The following is a 16,852-nucleotide window of genomic DNA, read 5'->3' as shown; positions in this document are numbered from 1 at the left end:
AACCCTTCCTTAAGAATTGGCTTGCGGATTTAAGCTATCAGTACCATCTTGATGCGGAAGACAGACGACAGCGGAACCTTTTTACTGCTTTCGTCATTGCCTGATCAAGTTGATGCGTTAGCAGGATGAATCCCATGTCAGAACAGGTATTGAATACCGTCAGTTTCGCAGGCCGCGCGGCGTCTTCGTCGCAGTTCAAGGCTCTGTATTCTGAAGGCATGTCGCTGGTGGAAGAAACCGCCGGTTACCTGGATGGCACGGGCCGCGCCGCATCCAAGGTTCTGCCGCGCATGGCATCGGTGCTTTATGCAGCCGAATCCATGCGGCTGACCACCCGCCTGATGCAGATGGCCTCCTGGCTTCTGCTGCAGCGTGCGGTCAACAACGGCGAGATGAGCCGCGATCAGGTCATTTCCGAAAAGAGCAAGGTTCGCCTCGACGGCTTCAACGTCGATCGCAACGCTCCGGGCTGGAATGATCTTCCGGAAGGTTTCCGTGATCTGGTCGAACGCTCGCTGCGCCTGCAGAACCGTATCGCCATTCTTGATCGCGAGATCTACCGTCCGGGCGAAGCCAAGCTGCCCGATAACGAAAACGGCGTGCGCGCCCAGCTGAACCTGCTGAGCACCGCCTTCTCGAGCTGATCTACTTTCTACGCATCCAAGCACAAATTTTTCAAAGCGGACCTCGGTCCGCTTTTTTTTATGCTGAATCGGGTCTTAATCCGCCAGCGGCTAGGAAGGCCCGCCACTCTCGGCGATATCGGCAAAGATGCCGGCCATGTTGCGCAAAGCCGATTTCGACAGCGATCCGAGCACATGTTCATTGGGTGCATGCTGGCAGCAGCCGCCATAACTGTGCGGCACCCAGACCGTCGGCAGGCCGAGGATTTCCGAAAACGCATCATTGGGCAGCGAGCCGGCAAGATTGGGCAGAACGTGCGGCGGCCTGCCCTCCGTCCGCTCCAGCGATCCGGTGACAAGCCGGACCCAGGGGTGGTCGGGCGAAACACGCGTAGCCTGAAAGATGTCGTTGTTGACGGCGCGAATCACAACGCGTTCAAAACCGGCCGCATCGAGATGGCGCCGAAGGGCCGGCAGAATTTCATCCGCGTCGGTACCGACCACGAAGCGCAACTGGCAGGTGGCGCGCGCCACGCCGGCAATGGCATTGAGCGGGCAGTCCGGTACGCCGCTGGTCATGGCAAGCACGGCAAAACTGTTCCAGCCAAAAGCACGCTCGGCCGGCGTCAGACCCTCCTCGCCCCAGTTTTCCTCCACCGGCGGGCCATCGCTGCCCATCGGCAGACCGGAAAGCGCGTCACGCACGTCCGGTGTCAATGAGGTCGGCCGCCATTCCGGCACATGGATCTGCCCGCGCGCATCGGTGATCGAGGCGATGGCATGCAGCAAAACGATCGCCGGATCGGAGATCAACCCGCCAAAATTGCCCGAGTGATAGGCACCTTCGCGAAAATCGGCGACAAGTTCGAAATTGATGGCACCACGCGACCCCATGAACACGGTGGCAGTATCAGCCTGCAGGCGGGGACCATCGGAGGCGATCAGCACATCGGATTTCAGCAGATCCTTGTTGGCGCGAAAAAACTCGCGAAGACCGGCCGACCCGGTCTCCTCCGACATTTCCACGATCACCTTGACGTTGAAGCCGAGCTTTCCGCGCTCCGTGAGGAGAAAGCCGAGGGCACGAAAGTTGATCAGGTGCTGCACCTTGTTGTCGGCCGTGCCGCGCCCATAGATGCGGTCGCCTTCAACGACGATATCGAACGGCGACAGCCCCTCGCGCCAAAAACCTTCCTGCGGATTGCAGACATCGCCATGACCATAGATCAGCACGGTTTTCAGCGCCGGATCTTCGATGCGCGAGCCAACCAGAAGCGGCGCACCGCCGGGCAGCGGATTGTCAAAGATCTGCGTCTGAAAATCCATCTCGCGCAACATCGGTTCTATCGCGTCGGTCAGGTACTCCATCAGATACGGCGCTTTCGCGGGATCCTGGCTTTCGCTGCGGATGGCGACGAGACGGGTCAGGTCCGCGAGGAAATCACCGTCGTCGAAATAACGTTCGGCGCGGGCAAGAACAGCCGCCCGTGTATCGACATGTGATTGATCCTGAACCGTATTTTCTGCATCCATCGTCCCGCTCCGTGTTGTTTTGATTGCAGGAACTGTAGCCCTGCGAAAGATGCGGAAGCTAGGATAAAATTGCCTCGTTTGCGGATTTGGGGCCGGCCCGGCGCAGACCGTCGGCAAAATTCGCCAGCCAGCTGCCCACGTCATTGCGGTCCAAAAGCCGGAATTTCGGCCCCGCATAACGCTCGAACATCGCTAGATGGCGCTCATAGGAGTTCCAGTTGTTCTGGCGCACGCGGTAATCGGCAACCCAGACAATCAGCTCTTCGAGCGCTGCCTCGCTCTCGCTATATTGCGGGCCACGCTCACGAATATTGGCGATACAGGCCTCTTCCGGCAGGTCGAGCCAGACAACCAGTGTCGCCCGGGTAAGCGCGATATCGATATAGCGCCCATACACCCCCTCGATCAGCCAGCGATCCAGCCCCACCACCGATTCGACATCGGCAATCACCTGTTGCCGGTCACGCGCCACACCACAGCCGCCCGGCTCCCAATGGATGTTGTCCAGATGCGCGGGGGTGCGGTCGAGCAACAGACCAAGTTCTCTTGCAAGCCATGTCTTGCCGGAACCACCATTACCCATGATCAGCGCGCGCAGGTTTTGCGAGGATTGATGCAAACTGTCCAAGTTCATAACCTCCCGAGATCGCCTGCAGCCGCCGCGGCGCCAGACTTGCCGAAAACCTGCTCTGCGCTTATATTGCTGGAGGAGGAGACAGGGCGAAAACCCTGCCTCCCCGCTCTCACACGATGAATTGAACCCGCGCGGTCATTAGCCAGCTCGTGCGGGTTTTTCGTATCGTGAGAGTGATACTAAATGGTATCAACCACATAGATCATCTCCAGTTCAGCAGCGAGGCCTTCGCCTAAAGGCCGGAGCGGCCCATCCTCCCCGGTGCGCCCTGGCAATGCGCATCTGCTTTCGCTGCGGAAGACGAGCCGACAATCAATCACAATTTAAAATTGCACTCAAATGCAATTGCCAAGCCAGTCATGCTTTTGGTGAAATCCCAAACGCAAAAAAGCCCGGCTTCCGCCAGGCTTCTTGCATTCAAGTAACAAGCAGAAATTAGAGGCCGAGGCCGCCGAAACGCTTGTTGAACTTGGAAACGCGGCCGCCGCGGTCCAGCATCTGCTGGTTGCCGCCGGTCCAGGCCGGGTGCGACTTCGGGTCGATTTCCAGGTTCATGACCTGACCTTCCGAACCCCAGGTCGAGCGGGTTTCGTATTCGGTACCGTCGGTCATGACGACCTTGATGACGTGGTAGTCGGGATGGATGCTGGCCTTCATGACACTCTTCCTGATAGAGGGCTCATTTGTCACGGTGAAGCGCCGAGCCCTGAACGATAAATTGAAGCCAGGACCGACCTTCGATCCGAGCTTCCCAATTTGATGCGGAGCCTATACAGGAAGGTCACCGAGAGTACAAGTGCCTGCAACCGACCGTCGGCACCTGACCATCCAAGAGGACGATCGTGGCCGATATTCAGGAAAACCAGACCAAAACCCGCCGTTCGCCGCAGCCATTGATGCGCCTCATGCCGCATGTGCTGCGCTATCGCGGCATGGTTTGCGCCGCCATCGTCTTCCTCACGCTTGCAGCCGTTACCACGCTGGCGCTGCCTTTGGCCGTGCGCCGCATGATCGACCACGGTTTTGCCGCCGCCGATGGCGGATTCGTCAACAACTATTTTGGCATGATGCTGGTTCTGGCCGCCCTGCTCGCGCTCGCCAGCGCCATGCGCTATTATTATGTCATCACCATCGGTGAGCGTGTCGTTGCCGATATCCGCCGCGAAGTTTTCTCTCGCATCACCGCGCTCTCCCCGTCCTTCTTCGACGTCAACCAGTCGGGCGAACTGGTCTCGCGCCTGACGGCGGACACCACACAGATCAAGTCCGCCTTCGGTTCGTCCGCCTCACAGGCGCTGCGCAACATCATCCTCTGTCTCGGGGCAATGGTGATGATGATCTACACCAGCCCGGCGCTGTCGGGCATGGTGCTTGGCGCCATTCCGCTGATCGTCTTCCCGCTCGTCGCCTTCGGCCGCTCCGTGCGCCGCCGTTCGCGCGCAGCCCAGGACAGGCTGGCCGAAACCTCCGCCTTCGCCTCTGAAACCATAAGCGCCGTGCGCACCATTCAGGCCTTCAACGGTCAGCACGAAGCCGGCACGCGTTATGGCGCCACCGTCGAATTCGCCTATGATGCCGCCCGCAATGCCATCCGCTCGCGCGCGCTTCTCACCGGCGTCGGCATTCTTCTCGTGTTCGGCAGCATTGTCGGCGTCTTGTGGTATGGCGCACAGAACGTGCTAGCCGGCACAATGAGCGCCGGCACGCTTGGCCAGTTCGTGCTTTACGCCGTGCTGCTGGCAAGCTCGCTCGGCCAACTGTCGGAAGTCTGGGGCGATCTTTCGCAGGCCGGCGGTGCCGCCGAACGGCTGATGGAACTGCTGCATGAAGTCCCGGCCATCCGTGATCCGGAGGCCCCCGTCGCCCTGCGTTCGCCGGCACGTGGCGAGGTCGAGTTCGACAATGTCTCCTTCGCCTATCCGAGCCGCGTCAGCGCGGTCACGCTCAACAGCCTGTCGCTGAAGGTGAAGGCGGGCGAAACCGTCGCCATCGTCGGGCCTTCGGGCGCCGGCAAGAGCACCATCCTGTCGCTGCTGCTGCGCTATTACGATCCGGTCGCCGGCAGCATCAAGCTTGATGGCGTCGATGTGAAACAGACACGTTTGGCTGATCTGCGGTCGCGCATGGCGATCGTGCCGCAAGATGTCACCATCTTCGCCGCCTCCATCCACGACAACATCGCCTTCGGCAAACCCAACGCTACCCGCGAAGAGGTCCGTGCCGCAGCCGTGGCAGCACAAGCCGACGGCTTCATCTCCGCCCTCGACAACGGTTACGACACGCTGGCCGGCGAACGCGGCATCACGCTTTCCGGCGGCCAGCGCCAGCGCATCGCCATCGCCCGCGCCATCCTGAAGGATGCGCCGGTGCTGCTGCTCGACGAAGCCACCTCCGCGCTCGATGCGGAAAGCGAAACGCTGGTACAGAAGGCATTGGACGGGCTGATGAAGGATCGCACCACGATCGTGATCGCCCACCGCCTCGCCACAGTGCTGAAAGCCGACCGCATCGTTGTCATGGAAAACGGCCATATCGTCGAGCAGGGCACGCATCACAGCCTTGCCGCCGATGACGGCCTTTATGCCAAGCTTGCCCGCCTGCAGTTCGATCGCGGACTTGAGCGCCCGAACGGCCTGACGCACTGAAAAGCCCAATAACACACTGCTAACACAAGTCATGTTAGCTTCACCTGACGATCATCCCTTTGCCGGATTCTCCCGGCAGGGATGACCGGTGGCTTTCCGCCTCCGGGAAACGGGCGGAAAGACATGCAACGTTCCGATTCTCAGAAGGGCTTTACGCGTTTCGGCAGCATGGATGTCACCAATCAACTGGCCCGCGAGCCAGCCTCCCTCCCCCTCGATGCACTTCTCGATGAAGTGCAGTACCGCACATTTCTATATTTCTGGGAGGGCGCCCATCCGCAGACCGGCCTGCCCTTCGAAAAACGCCGCGCCGACGGTTATATGGCAACTGATGCGGTGGCGATGAGCGGTGTCGGCTTTGGCCTGATGGCGCTTCTTGTCGGTACCGAACGCGGCTGGATCTCGCGCGAAGAATCGCTCGAGCGCACCGCTCTTATCGTCAAAAATCTTTTTCGCGCGCCGCGATTCCATGGCGCGTTTTCGCATCTCATCCACGGCACGACCTGCAAAGTCCTGCCCTTCTCGCAGAAGGATGATGGCGGCGATCTGGTCGAAACCGCGCTTTTGATGCAGGGCCTGATCTGCGCGCGCGAATATTTTGCCGGCGACAGCAAGACCGAGGCGAAACTTCGGACCGACATCACCCGCCTCTACGACGAGACCGATTGGCGCTGGTACACGCGCGGTGACGATGACGGCCCGCTCTACTGGCACTGGAGCGAAAAACACGACTGGATCATGAACCTGCCGATCACCGGCTGGAACGAATCGCTGTCGGCCTACATCCTCGCTGCCGGCTCCAACACACACCCGATCGATCCGCAGAATTACCATTCCGGCTGGACGCGCAATGGCGCCTTCGTCAACGGCGAAAGCTATTTCGGCACCCGCCTGCCCTTCGGCGAGCCGCTGGGCGGGCCGCTGTTCATGTCGCAATATTCATTCTGCGCGCTTGATCCGCGCGGGCTGGAAGACCGATACGGCGATTACTGGGAGCAGGTGGTGGCGCACGCGCGCATCAACCACGATTATTGCCTCACCGTGCCGGAATATCTCAAAGCCAACGTATGGGGCCTGACGGCCTCGGAAATCCCCTATGGCTACGCGGCCAATTCACCGACACAGGATGTCGGCGCCATCGCCCCGACGGCGGCGCTGTCGAGTTTTCCCTTCCTGCCGCGTGAGGCGGAAAAGGCTTTGCGCGCTTTCATGGCCTTCGACAACGGCGCTCTTTTTGGCCCGCTCGGTTTTGTCGATGCGTTCACGCCGACCGGCGACTGGACGGCCCCGCATTACATCGTCATCGACCAGGGCCCGATCGTCGCGATGATCGAGAATTATCGCTCCGGCCTGTTGTGGGACCTATTCATGAAGGCGCCGGAAGTGCGGCGCGGGCTTGAGAGGCTGGAGTTCGAAGTGGGCAACCAGCATTCGGGGTGAGTGCCACGGGCCGCGTGAAAACAGCGCTCGCCAAAAGAGTAACCGATGACCGAAACCACCCGATCTCTTCCCTTTATGGACGCCCCTATTGTTCCGGCCAAATCTGCGGCAGGCTTCACCATCGGCATGAGTTTCTCTGAAGCAATTACCGCAATAAGCCTACATTCTGAAACCGGAGATCAAAATTTTTCAGACCGATTGAATGGGGAATTTCATATCAAATGTAAAAGAGGCGTGTGGACTGGACGCACGTCAACCGTCTCAGAATCCAAAAATCAACAGAAGCGGCAAATAACGACCGTTACGTTCGAAGACAATACAATCATTCTGTATTTTTGCACGAATGATAGACTGCACATGATCCTTGCTGGAGAAGGTTATACAACAAAATACGGCGGCGTAGGAATTGGCGATTCTGTAGACAGCAATTATCTCGGACATGCGCTCGAATTCGATTCAGGCGACGACATGCTTTACTTCACGCGAAACGGACAGATCATTCCCGGAATAGCTTTATTAACGCAAGAAATGTCCAGTTTCGGCGATTTCCCTCAGCAAACGACAATTTTTTTCGCGGTGCACGATTGGTCTATCATGTCGTCGGATTAGAATATTATACGCCGATATTAGGAAAGCGGTAATCCCTGCACCGAATGCGGAGCATCACCGCTCCGTCAGCTTCAGCTCAATGCGCCTGTTCTGCGAGCGAACCTCCGGCGTATCGCCCTCGGCGATCGGCTGGAACTCACCAAACCCTGCGGCGACAAGACGATTGGCCGGCACGCCTCTGGTGATCAGGTATTTCACCACCGAGGTCGCACGCGCCGAGGAAAGCTCCCAGTTGTCGCGGTAACGACCGGTGCCGGAAAGCGGCGCATTGTCGGTATGACCATCAACGCGCAGAACCCAGTTGATCTCCGCCGGGATTTCCTGCGCCAATTCCAGCAGCGCCGAAGCCAGCTTGTCCATTTCCACGCGGCCGGCATCGTCCAGTTCGTTGCCGCCGACAGGGAACAGCACTTCCGACTGGAAGACAAAACGGTCGCCGACAATGCGGATGTTTTCGCGATCCGACAGAATTTCCCGCAACCGGCCGAAGAAGTCCGAACGATAGCGGTTGAGTTCCTGCACACGCTGCGCCAGCGCCACATTGAGGCGGCGGCCGAGATCGGCAATGCGCGCCTGTGACGACTGGTCTTTTGCCTCGGATGCCTGCAGCGCCCCTTCGACGGCGGCGATCTGCGCACGCAAAGCGGCGATCTGCTGGTTGAGCAGCTCGATCTGGCTGGTGGCGCGGGAGGAAATCTGCTTTTCCTGGCTGAGTTCGTCGGTCAGCGCGCCAACGCGGGCATTGGCGGCATCGCCGGCGCCGGCGCCGCGATCGAGCAGCGATTGCAGCCGCGAACGTTCGTTTTCCGAAGAAGCGAGCGAGGATTGCAGGTTGGCGAGCGTGTCTTCGAGATCGGTCTTGCCGCTCTTTTCCAGTGCCAGCAGTTCCGTCAGTTCGGAAATCTGGCTGTTGAGGCGGTTCAGCACCTCATCGCGGCCGGAAATTTCGCGGGACAGGATGAACTGCGCCAGCACGAACACGGTGAGCAGGAACATGATGGACAGCAGCAGCGTCGACAGGGCGTCGACGAAACCGGGCCAGTAATCGACCCCACGGTCGCTGCGGCGGTGCCTACCGAGCGCCATCGCTTACTTGCTCCCGCTTTTGTCGATCGCCGCCTTGTCTATCGCCAGCTTGTCTGTCGCCAGTTTTTCGCTCAGCCGGTCGAGCGACTTGCGCATGGCCTTGGATTCCTCCTGCTGCGCCTCGATCCAGTCACGCAGCATCTGCTGTTCGCTGCGCATGTTCTTGACAAGCCCCTGAATGCCTTCGGCGAGATTGGCCATGGCCGACAGCGACCGTTCCGCCTGCGGCCCACCCTGTGCCTGCGCTTGCGCAGCGGCCAGCTTCTGCAACTGTTCGGTCAGCGCCCGCAATTCGTCGGCGGAAGCAGCCGCAGCCGGCACGACGCCGGGCGTGACCACATGACCCGGGCCATCATCGGTGACCGAAGACAGCCAGTTTTCCAGCTCGGTGTAAAAACGGTTCTGGGCGCGGCCGGCCTGCAGGTCGAGAAAACCGAGGATCAGCGAGCCGGAAAGACCGAGCAGCGAGGACGAGAACGCCGTGCCCATGCCCGAAAGCGGCGCGGTCAGGCCGCTTTTCAGCGCCTGCAGGATGTCATTATTGTTGCCGGAGGCCGGGTCCAGCCCCTGGATGACCTCGCTGATCGAGCCGATCGTTTCGATCAGGCCCCAGAATGTGCCGAGCAGGCCAAGGAAAACCAGAAGGCCGATCAGGTAACGCGAGGTGTCGCGCTTTTCATCCAGACGCGTACCGATCGAATCGAGGATGGATTGCAGTGTCGCGGTCGACAGTGCCACCTTGCGGCGACGGCCAAGCAGCGCGCGCATCGGCGCCAGCAGCTTTGGCTCGCGGCCAACCTTGTCGGCGCTGCCGGCGGCGCGGAAGGAATTGAACCAGCGAACCTCGGGGATCAGCGAGATGATCTGGGCAAAAACCAGAAACACACCGATCAGCAAAACGCCGAGGATCAGGCCGTTCAGGCCCGGATTGGTCATGAAAGCATGCTGCGCCTGCCGGAACAGAATGGCGGCGATAAAGCCGATGATGATCAGAAAGATCGTCATCGTCCACAGGAAGGGGATCGGGTTGGAAAGCTTGTGGCCGTAATCGCGCGGAGCCGATTCCGAAACGTCCACATCCCCCAGAGATTCATTCGTCATAAATGCAGCCTCCGCATATCGTGAACGAAGGCTAGTTTAAAATTGCGACGAATTGAAGTGCCGAAGCACTGGAAAAGCATGGGGATTTTACCTCACCCCGGCAAATCGACGGAGTGAGGCAGCATATCTCTCTACGCTGTTTTAGCGCGCCGGAATCGGGCGGTTGGAGACTTCGAGCAGCGCCTTCTGGATCAGTTCGTTGCCGGCGACCACGGTGCCGGTTTCGAACATGTTCTGGCCGCCCTTCATGTCGGAGGCAAAACCACCGGCTTCGCGGATTAGGATCAGGCCGGCAGCGACATCCCACGGATGCAGTTCGGCTTCCCAGAAACCGTCGAGACGGCCGGCAGCAACATAAGCGAGGTCGAGAGCTGCCGCACCCATGCGGCGCACGCCGGCAACTTCCCCCATGACGTGGCGCAGTTCGACCAGGAACTTGCCGTGATTGCCGCGGCCGAGATGCGGAACACCGCAGCCGATCACGCAATCGGAAAGCACGCGGCGGGCAGCAACGCGCAGACGACGGTCGTTGAGGAAGGCGCCACCGCCCTTTTCGGCGGTAAAGAGTTCATCGGTTGCCGGGTTGAAGATCACGCCGGCGACGATTTCGCCATTGCGCTCCAGCGCGATCGAGACAGCGAACTGCGGAATACCGTGCAGGAAGTTGGTGGTGCCGTCGAGCGGATCGACGATCCAGCGATGCGCACCGTCGGTACCCTTTTCCTCGCCGCCTTCCTCACCGAGGAAACCGTAGGTCGGGCGGGACTTCATCAGCTCGTCATGAACGATCTTTTCGGCCTTGAAATCGGCCTGCGAAACGAAATCGCCCGGTCCCTTGACGGAAACCTGCAGGTTCTGGACCTCGCCGAAATCGCGGGTGAGCGACTTGCCCGCCTTGACGGCAGCCTGGACCATGACGTTGAGAAGGGCGGAGCGTGCCATGCGGGAAATCCTTGGGGATTGAGTCCCGCGCATTCGTCGGCCGGGACGTCTATTTTGTCAGTTTGTCGTGATGTGCGGCTTCATGACCATAAAACCGAGGGAAATTCAAGTGAGCCGCGACATAGTTGATACTTGCCAGTTCTCATCACCTTTGCGACAAGCGGCAAAACGGGGCCGAAACCTTGAAGGTTGCGCCTCAGCAGCAGGAGTATAAAGACTTGCCCATCGCATTGCCGCTGTTTGTCAGCCTTGGCCTGCTGATCACCATGAGTTCTCTTTCGATCGGCCTTGCGGTCGCGCTGCCGGCGGGCACGCAATTGCCGCTTCATTTCGCGCTCTGGGCTGAACCCGGCACCTTCACTTCGGCCGGCTTTGCATTGTCATTGCTGCCGGGTGCCGCCGCGTTGGCGACACTGCTTTTCGCGCTGGGGCCGAAAATCAACAAGGGAATAGCAGCCATTCAGGGCCGCTACCTCGCCCTGTGGCTATTCACCGTTTTCATCCTTGCCGTCGCTCACGGCTTTATCATCCGCGGCGCACTATATGCTCTCAAAGCATCGATGAGCTGATCAGCTGCGGCGGAAACGGTTGGCGGCTTCGACCGCCTTTTTCTGCACTTCCTCGTTGATGCCGAGATAAAAATCCTCGAGCACCGGATCAGGCAGTCCGGCACGGCGTGACAGCACATACCATTTTGCCGCTTCCACCGGGTCCGGCCGTGTGCCGAGCGCGTTGATATAGAGATGCGCCAGCTTGTTCTGCGCAACCACATTGCCGCGCACGGCAGCGACCCGCAGCCAGGTAAAGCCCTGATCGAAATCGCGATCGCCACCAACGCCGTTGACCAGCCAGATGCCCATGTCGAGCTGCGCCGTATCGAAACCGGCCTTGGCGGCCCGCTCCAGAAATTCACGTGCTCTTTTGGTCTTTTCAGCCGGCAGATCCCTGATCGACACATAAAGCTGGGATACCGCATATTGCGCATCCGCCAGCCCCTGCACAGCCGCCTTCTCATAAAAAGGCAACGCCAGCTTCATTCCCTTTTCACCGGGGTTCTGGGAAATCAGGATCTGCCCCCAGTTGAATTGCGCGGACGAATTGCCGGCTTCGGCTGCCTTGCGCATATATTCATCGGCCTTGGCCTTGTCGTGTTTGACGCCACGCCCGGAAATCAGCATCAGCGCATACTGGAACATCGCGGCCGGATCACCACCCTCGGCGGCACGGCCGAACCAGAAGGCGGCGGAATTGATATCCTGCTTGATGCCCTGCCCGCGCATGGTCATTTCCGCGACCAGCGTCTGCGAAGCAGCATCGCCCTTTTCCGCCTTGGGCAAAGCGATCGACAGCGCCGTGATGTAAAGACCGCGCTGATAGGCACCATAAGCCTCGTCGATCTTGCCAGTGAACGGCTTTTCCGGCGGCAGCGCCGGCAACTCGGTGCCCATGCGCTGATAGAGCGTCACGCCGCTGGACGGGATCTCGCCGCCCTGCCCGTTTTCGCCTGCATCGCGGGCACCACGAAACGACTGTGCGCCGGTTTCAACGGGTCGCGAGACCGCACGCGGCGTCGTTTTCGACTGCTGCGCCTCGGCTAAAGTCGGCGCAAGCGCCGAGACGATGGCCATGGCGGGCAGAAGGCTTTTAAGAATCGGTGACTTGGGGGCGCGGCTCATGAAACCCATCAAGCGCCAAACCGTGGCGCTTTTTCGTCCAAGGCAGCGTTGATTTCCGCAACGGCCGCGCGCGGGCCACCGGCATGCGAAAACACGCCCAGTCGCATGGCCACGAATTCCGAACCCGACTCGGCCACGGTGACGGCAGATGCGGCATCCGTGCCGCCCATGACGATGCAGGGAATTTCCACCATCGACGACCACCATTCGCCAAGTGCGACATTTTTCGGATGCGCTTCCGGCTTGATGTCACCCTCCAGCTTGCCGAAGAAAATATAGTCCGGGCGCAATTCGCCAACTTCGAGCGCCTTGTGGCGATCGGCCGCCGCACCGGCACCGACCATCAGTTTCGGCGTGAACTTTTCGATCGCTTCGCCGAGTTCCTCGAGCGGACCGACGATATGCAGACCATCGGCCTTGGCACGGCCGGCCACGCGGCTATCGCCGGAGATCATCGCAGCGGCGCCGGCTTCCTGAATGATCGGCACCAGCTTTTCGGCACGCGCCTGAAACGCCTGCTCGGCGAGTTCATATTGCGGCACGATCACCGAAGCGACATCGCCGCCTTCAAGGGCGGCGGTGAGCTGTTCCACGAGTGCCGCATCATCCGCCAGATCGGGCAGGATCAGCACGAGGCGGCAGCGGTCTTCGGATGCGGACATGGTGTTTCCATTTCTTCGAGTTGCGAGGCGAACCGTTTGCCGGCATCGCGCCCTCGTCCATAGTCTCCTTTGTGCGCCATATTTGGTGAACAAAGGAGACTATGGACGTTTAGGAGCTGCGCATCGTACTTTCCGAAAACCTAATCCGGTTTTCGGGTCGATGCGCCTGTTCTGGCAAATCCGATAAACCGGAGCGACACAAGGATCAACACCGCTTCATGTTTCTCCCTTCGCTCGATTTCTTTCTCGCGGCGGTTCCGGCCGTGATTCTCGTCGGTCTGTCCAAAGGCGGGCTCGGCGGCGCGCTGGCGCTAATGGGTGTTCCGCTGATGGCTCTGGTGGTCGGCCCGGTCGAAGCGGCAGCGATCTTTCTGCCGATCCTGATCGTCATGGATATCGTGGCGCTGTGGGCATGGCGAAAATTCAACGACCGCAAGACGCTGCTGATGATCCTGCCCGGCGGCATTGTCGGCATTGCGCTCGGCTGGGCGACATCCGCCATGGTCTCGGCCGATGCGCTGCGTGTCGTCATCGCGGTCGCCACCATTCTCTTTGCCCTGCGTTATTTCCAGCAGAAATGGATGACGCCTGCCGATCACGAAACACAGCCACTGCCGCATCGGCCTGTCGCCGCCAATTTCTGGGGCATGCTGTCCGGTTACGCCAGTTTTGTCGCCCATGCCGGCGGGCCGCCCTTTCAGATCTACGTCATGCCGATGCGGCTCGATCCGCGGGCCTATACCGGCGCCAGCGTGCGCTTTTTCGCGCTGGTGAATGCGGTCAAGGTCATTCCCTATTTCGCGCTCGGCGCCTTCGATACGAAAAACCTCACGGCCTCCGCCACGCTGCTGCCGATCGCCTTTCTGGCGACGATGGCCGGCGCGGCGCTTGTGCGGCGCATGAAGATCGAACTCTTCTATCCGCTGATGTATGCGCTGGCTCTGGCGGCCGGCCTGAAACTGCTTTGGGACGGCCTGATGTAACCACACGACACTGTGACGGGAACAAACCTCGCTGCACTGCACAATGTGTCTTGATGGGACAGGACCTATGACATAGCCTGCCCGCCATGACAGCCATCGACCCCTTCACCGCCATCGCCGACCCGAACCGCCGGCACCTGCTCGAAGAACTTCGGCGGGCGCCGAAAACCGTCAACGAACTGGCAAAAGGCCTGCCGATCAGCCCCCGGCGGTGTCGCAACATCTGAAGGCGCTGCTCGACTGCAATCTGGTGACGGTGACCTCCGAAGGCACGCGACGCATCTATGCGATCAATGTCGGCGGTTTCGACAGGCTGAACCTCTGGCTCGACCAGTTCTGGGGCGAGAACGCCTGAGGCGCACACGTTCAACAAACGCTTCAGGTCGGAGAACTGATTTGTCAGATCATGCCAGTCAAGCCGTTGTTTGCATTGCAATTACACGTCGCGACAAATGAAAAGGCCGCCGCTTGAACCACATATTGGTGATCCGGCGACGGCCCGAAACTCGTTACTGAAAAAGGATCAGTGACGCGTGGAACCCTTCAGGCGTTCCAGCTCATCTTTGATACGCAGCTTGCGTCTTTTAAGGTGCACGATCTCCTGATCGTCCGTGGAGGGAGACGCAAGAACACTCTGAAGTTCATCCTCAAGAACCTCGTGTTTCTTCTCAAGCGATGCAATATGAGCCTGTACGGTCATGTGGCATATCCTTCCTTCTTATACCTGCCTCCAGCCATCCATTCGGTTGGAGGCCTCAGGTTTGCGAAGGAAGTGTGACACGATCAAAGCCCGATGTCGAAGGTGAAATCTTGATAACTGAGTGGCAAAATCGTGGCATTGATAACGAATTATGATCGATCTCTAAAATAAAATTGCGTTCCGTTATCCTGCTACCGCCAAGGCTGCAAAGCGGCCCAGTATGAAACCATCAAGACAGCCGGATTCGGCAACAGTGGTTTACGCCTCCCCACGGAAGTTGTGTTCAGCGGTAACCGTCACTTCATTTGGCGTTGTGCAAGGCTAGTCGTTCCCGTCGTTTGATGGTAGGAGCTTGCGCGATAATTGAGGGTCCATAGAGACCCGGAATGGAATGGGGACAAAGGGTATGGCCGATCAGGAGCAGGCGGATGTCAGGCTCGCGCTGGCGAGGTTGCGTCAGGAGCACGAAGATTACGACGTCGCCATCAATGCCATGATCAAGGTCGGCGCCGATGCCCTGCGCGTCCAGCGCATGAAAAAGAAGAAGCTGGTCATCAAGGACAAGATGACCCAGCTCGAAGACCAGATCCTTCCCGACATCATCGCCTGAAAGGTTTTGCCGTGACCGACAGACCCGCCGTCGCCATCATCATGGGCAGCCAGTCCGACTGGGAAACCATGAAGAACGCCGCCGATACACTTGATGCTCTCGACATCGGTTACGAGGCCCGCATCGTTTCCGCCCACCGCACGCCGGACCGGATGTACGAGTTTGCCAAGGGCGCGCGCGACGAAGGTTTCAAGGTCATCATCGCCGGTGCCGGTGGTGCAGCGCATCTGCCGGGCATGACCGCATCGCTGACGCCGCTGCCGGTTTTCGGCGTGCCGGTTCAGTCGAAAACGATGAGCGGCCTCGACAGTCTTTATTCGATCGTACAGATGCCGGCCGGCATTCCGGTCGGCACGATGGCAATCGGTCGCGCCGGCGCCATCAATGCCGCCCTGCTCGCAGGCGCCGTTCTGGCACTGTCCGACGAAGACCTCGCCGACCGGCTTGACGCTTACCGCGCCGAACACACCGAAGCGGTCGCAGAATACCCTATCGACGAGGCACCCTGAGCCGCATGACACCTGAGATGAAGACGATCGGCATTATCGGTGGTGGCCAGCTTGGCCGCATGCTGGCCATGGCGGCTGCCCGCCTGAACTTCCGCACCATCATTCTGGAACCGCAGGCCGATTGTCCTGCAGCCCAGGTGGCGAATGCACAGATCACCGCAGCCTATGACGATCCGGCCGCACTCGAGGAACTCGCCCGCCTCTGCAATATCGTTACCTATGAATTCGAAAACGTGCCGGTCACCGCCGCCGAAACGCTGGCGCGCACCGTGCCGGTCTATCCGCCCGCAAAGGCGCTGGACGTGGCGCAGGACCGTTTGACCGAAAAACGCTTCCTCAACGGCTGCGGCATCGAGACGGCCAAATTCCACGCGGTCGACAGCCAGGCCGACCTTGAAGCAGCGCTTGCCGATTTCGGCGGACAGGGCGTGCTGAAAACCTGCCGCATGGGTTATGACGGCAAGGGCCAGCGCGTGTTCCGCGGCGGCGAAAACCTGACCGGTGCCTTCGATTCGCTCGGCGGCGTGCCGCTCATCCTCGAAAGCTTTGTCGCCTTCGAGCGCGAAGTGTCGATCATCGCCGCTCGCGGCATCGATGGTGCTATCGCCTGTTACGATCCGGCCGAAAACGTCCACCGCAACGGCATCCTGCACACATCCACCCTGCCCGCACGCGTGCTCGACACGACGGCGCAGACAGCACGTCAGGCAGCCGAAAAGCTGCTCGCCGCGCTCGATTATGTCGGCGTCATCGGCATGGAGTTTTTCGTGATGCCGGATGGCGCCCTGATCGCCAACGAGATCGCCCCGCGCGTCCACAATTCCGGTCACTGGACGGAAGCCGCCTGCATCATCTCGCAGTTCGAGCAACATATTCGCGCGGTCTCGGGCCTGCCACTCGGCAATCCGCACCGTCATTCCGATTGCGTAATGACCAACCTGATCGGCGACGACATCAACGACCTGCCGGAATGGCTGAAGCGCAAGAATGCTTACGTCCATCTCTATGGCAAGGCCGAAGCGCGGCCGGGCCGCAAGATGGGCCACGTCACCCAGCTGATCGGTTAGGCCAAAAGCTCATAATTCACGCAAAGCCTGAA

The 16,852-nt window shown here is 59.8% G+C and carries 18 protein-coding genes and 1 pseudogene; 10 read left to right on the top strand and 9 right to left on the bottom strand.

What is annotated here, in order from left to right; genetic code table 11:
- Positions 1 to 134: 134 nt before the first annotated feature.
- Positions 135 to 644, top strand: coding sequence for a DUF1465 family protein (locus AAIH70_RS07735; RefSeq protein ID WP_132271600.1), 510 nt, complete (start codon positions 135 to 137; stop codon positions 642 to 644).
- Positions 645 to 734: 90 nt separating this feature from the next.
- Here AAIH70_RS07735 and AAIH70_RS07730 read toward each other — a convergent pair whose 3' ends face one another.
- The 3 genes from AAIH70_RS07730 to rpmE all read right to left on the bottom strand — a co-directional run bounded on the left by AAIH70_RS07730 (position 735) and on the right by rpmE (position 3,447).
- Positions 735 to 2,156, bottom strand: a complete 1,422-nt coding sequence (locus AAIH70_RS07730) for a M20 family metallopeptidase (RefSeq protein WP_132271599.1) — start codon at positions 2,154 to 2,156, stop codon at positions 735 to 737.
- A gap of 58 nt (positions 2,157 to 2,214) precedes the next feature.
- Complete coding sequence (locus tag AAIH70_RS07725) at positions 2,215 to 2,784, bottom strand: AAA family ATPase (RefSeq protein WP_207908211.1); 570 nt, start codon at positions 2,782 to 2,784, stop codon at positions 2,215 to 2,217.
- A 441-nt stretch (positions 2,785 to 3,225) separates the two neighbouring features.
- Positions 3,226 to 3,447, bottom strand: a complete 222-nt coding sequence (gene rpmE, locus AAIH70_RS07720) for a 50S ribosomal protein L31 (RefSeq protein ID WP_132271598.1) — start codon at positions 3,445 to 3,447, stop codon at positions 3,226 to 3,228.
- A 239-nt stretch (positions 3,448 to 3,686) separates the two neighbouring features.
- On the opposite strand from rpmE, the gene AAIH70_RS07715 reads away from it, so the two are divergent.
- The 3 genes from AAIH70_RS07715 (at position 3,687) to AAIH70_RS07705 (ending at position 7,484) form a co-directional block, all read left to right on the top strand.
- Entirely contained in the window at positions 3,687 to 5,435 is a 1,749-nt protein-coding gene (locus tag AAIH70_RS07715; RefSeq protein WP_132272535.1) for an ABC transporter transmembrane domain-containing protein, read from the top strand.
- 123 nt (positions 5,436 to 5,558) lie between these two features.
- The gene (locus tag AAIH70_RS07710; RefSeq protein ID WP_430033736.1) at positions 5,559 to 6,875 is read left to right on the top strand and encodes a glucoamylase family protein; all 1,317 of its coding nucleotides are present in this window, start codon (positions 5,559 to 5,561) and stop codon (positions 6,873 to 6,875) included.
- A gap of 45 nt (positions 6,876 to 6,920) precedes the next feature.
- On the top strand, positions 6,921 to 7,484 hold the full coding sequence (locus AAIH70_RS07705; RefSeq protein WP_132271597.1) for a hypothetical protein: 564 nt from the start codon (positions 6,921 to 6,923) through the stop codon (positions 7,482 to 7,484).
- 54 nt (positions 7,485 to 7,538) lie between these two features.
- Here AAIH70_RS07705 and AAIH70_RS07700 read toward each other — a convergent pair whose 3' ends face one another.
- The 3 genes from AAIH70_RS07700 to AAIH70_RS07690 all read right to left on the bottom strand — a co-directional run bounded on the left by AAIH70_RS07700 (position 7,539) and on the right by AAIH70_RS07690 (position 10,613).
- Positions 7,539 to 8,570, bottom strand: coding sequence for a peptidoglycan -binding protein (locus AAIH70_RS07700; protein WP_132271596.1), 1,032 nt, complete (start codon positions 8,568 to 8,570; stop codon positions 7,539 to 7,541).
- 3 nt (positions 8,571 to 8,573) lie between these two features.
- Positions 8,574 to 9,671 (bottom strand): flagellar motor protein MotA, encoded by a 1,098-nt coding sequence (locus AAIH70_RS07695; RefSeq protein WP_132271595.1) that lies wholly within the window; start codon positions 9,669 to 9,671, stop codon positions 8,574 to 8,576.
- A gap of 141 nt (positions 9,672 to 9,812) precedes the next feature.
- Entirely contained in the window at positions 9,813 to 10,613 is an 801-nt protein-coding gene (locus AAIH70_RS07690; protein ID WP_132271594.1) for an inositol monophosphatase family protein, read from the bottom strand.
- A 218-nt stretch (positions 10,614 to 10,831) separates the two neighbouring features.
- On the opposite strand from AAIH70_RS07690, the gene AAIH70_RS07685 reads away from it, so the two are divergent.
- Positions 10,832 to 11,182, top strand: a complete 351-nt coding sequence (locus AAIH70_RS07685) for a hypothetical protein (RefSeq protein ID WP_132271593.1) — start codon at positions 10,832 to 10,834, stop codon at positions 11,180 to 11,182.
- On the opposite strand, the gene AAIH70_RS07680 is transcribed toward AAIH70_RS07685, so the two are convergent.
- Positions 11,183 to 12,289 carry a tetratricopeptide repeat protein gene (locus tag AAIH70_RS07680; RefSeq protein WP_165931921.1) on the bottom strand — a complete coding sequence of 369 codons (1,107 nt, stop codon included), beginning with the start codon at positions 12,287 to 12,289 and terminating at the stop codon, positions 11,183 to 11,185.
- Positions 12,290 to 12,297: 8 nt separating this feature from the next.
- Positions 12,298 to 12,951 (bottom strand): thiamine phosphate synthase, encoded by a 654-nt coding sequence (locus AAIH70_RS07675; protein WP_132271592.1) that lies wholly within the window; start codon positions 12,949 to 12,951, stop codon positions 12,298 to 12,300.
- Between the two features lie 218 nt (positions 12,952 to 13,169).
- Between AAIH70_RS07675 and AAIH70_RS07670 the strand changes: the two genes are divergently transcribed.
- Positions 13,170 to 13,934: a sulfite exporter TauE/SafE family protein gene (locus AAIH70_RS07670; RefSeq protein ID WP_132271591.1), complete on the top strand. Its 765-nt coding sequence runs from the start codon at positions 13,170 to 13,172 to the stop codon at positions 13,932 to 13,934.
- Positions 13,935 to 14,020: 86 nt separating this feature from the next.
- A pseudogene (locus AAIH70_RS07665) lies at positions 14,021 to 14,289 on the top strand (ArsR/SmtB family transcription factor).
- Between the two features lie 168 nt (positions 14,290 to 14,457).
- On the opposite strand, the gene AAIH70_RS07660 reads toward AAIH70_RS07665, so the two are convergent.
- Positions 14,458 to 14,634, bottom strand: coding sequence for a YdcH family protein (locus AAIH70_RS07660; protein WP_132271590.1), 177 nt, complete (start codon positions 14,632 to 14,634; stop codon positions 14,458 to 14,460).
- A gap of 406 nt (positions 14,635 to 15,040) precedes the next feature.
- Here AAIH70_RS07660 and AAIH70_RS07655 point away from each other — a divergent pair, with 406 nt between their 5' ends.
- The 3 genes from AAIH70_RS07655 to AAIH70_RS07645 are packed head-to-tail and all read left to right on the top strand — an operon-like array spanning position 15,041 to position 16,820.
- A complete protein-coding gene (locus AAIH70_RS07655) occupies positions 15,041 to 15,244 on the top strand; it encodes a YdcH family protein (RefSeq protein WP_132271589.1) in 204 nt (67 codons plus the stop codon).
- A 41-nt stretch (positions 15,245 to 15,285) separates the two neighbouring features.
- Positions 15,286 to 15,753, top strand: a complete 468-nt coding sequence (purE, locus tag AAIH70_RS07650) for a 5-(carboxyamino)imidazole ribonucleotide mutase (RefSeq protein ID WP_132272532.1) — start codon at positions 15,286 to 15,288, stop codon at positions 15,751 to 15,753.
- Between the two features lie 5 nt (positions 15,754 to 15,758).
- Positions 15,759 to 16,820, top strand: a complete 1,062-nt coding sequence (locus AAIH70_RS07645; protein WP_132271588.1) for a 5-(carboxyamino)imidazole ribonucleotide synthase — start codon at positions 15,759 to 15,761, stop codon at positions 16,818 to 16,820.
- Positions 16,821 to 16,852: the final 32 nt, after the last annotated feature.

The sequence above is a fragment of the Neorhizobium sp. BT27B genome (assembly GCF_050455485.1).
Taxonomy (GTDB): domain Bacteria; phylum Pseudomonadota; class Alphaproteobacteria; order Rhizobiales; family Rhizobiaceae; genus Neorhizobium.
This window is presented reverse-complemented; position numbering and strand designations above follow the sequence as displayed.

Excerpts from the sequence above, each read along its gene's own strand:
- AAIH70_RS07735 (WP_132271600.1), top strand. The coding sequence starts at position 135 with ATGTCAGAACAGGTATTGAATACCGTCAGTTTCGCAGGCCGCGCGGCG.
- AAIH70_RS07730 (WP_132271599.1), bottom strand. The coding sequence starts at position 2,156 with ATGGATGCAGAAAATACGGTTCAGGATCAATCACATGTCGATACACGG.
- rpmE (WP_132271598.1), bottom strand. The coding sequence starts at position 3,447 with ATGAAGGCCAGCATCCATCCCGACTACCACGTCATCAAGGTCGTCATG.
- AAIH70_RS07715 (WP_132272535.1), top strand. The coding sequence starts at position 3,687 with ATGCGCCTCATGCCGCATGTGCTGCGCTATCGCGGCATGGTTTGCGCC.
- AAIH70_RS07710 (WP_430033736.1), top strand. The coding sequence starts at position 5,559 with ATGCAACGTTCCGATTCTCAGAAGGGCTTTACGCGTTTCGGCAGCATG.
- AAIH70_RS07705 (WP_132271597.1), top strand. The coding sequence starts at position 6,921 with ATGACCGAAACCACCCGATCTCTTCCCTTTATGGACGCCCCTATTGTT.
- AAIH70_RS07700 (WP_132271596.1), bottom strand. The coding sequence starts at position 8,570 with ATGGCGCTCGGTAGGCACCGCCGCAGCGACCGTGGGGTCGATTACTGG.
- AAIH70_RS07695 (WP_132271595.1), bottom strand. The coding sequence starts at position 9,671 with ATGACGAATGAATCTCTGGGGGATGTGGACGTTTCGGAATCGGCTCCG.
- AAIH70_RS07690 (WP_132271594.1), bottom strand. The coding sequence starts at position 10,613 with ATGGCACGCTCCGCCCTTCTCAACGTCATGGTCCAGGCTGCCGTCAAG.
- AAIH70_RS07680 (WP_165931921.1), bottom strand. The coding sequence starts at position 12,289 with ATGAGCCGCGCCCCCAAGTCACCGATTCTTAAAAGCCTTCTGCCCGCC.
- AAIH70_RS07675 (WP_132271592.1), bottom strand. The coding sequence starts at position 12,951 with ATGTCCGCATCCGAAGACCGCTGCCGCCTCGTGCTGATCCTGCCCGAT.
- AAIH70_RS07670 (WP_132271591.1), top strand. The coding sequence starts at position 13,170 with ATGTTTCTCCCTTCGCTCGATTTCTTTCTCGCGGCGGTTCCGGCCGTG.
- AAIH70_RS07660 (WP_132271590.1), bottom strand. The coding sequence starts at position 14,634 with ATGACCGTACAGGCTCATATTGCATCGCTTGAGAAGAAACACGAGGTT.
- AAIH70_RS07655 (WP_132271589.1), top strand. The coding sequence starts at position 15,041 with ATGGCCGATCAGGAGCAGGCGGATGTCAGGCTCGCGCTGGCGAGGTTG.
- purE (WP_132272532.1), top strand. The coding sequence starts at position 15,286 with ATGGGCAGCCAGTCCGACTGGGAAACCATGAAGAACGCCGCCGATACA.
- AAIH70_RS07645 (WP_132271588.1), top strand. The coding sequence starts at position 15,759 with ATGACACCTGAGATGAAGACGATCGGCATTATCGGTGGTGGCCAGCTT.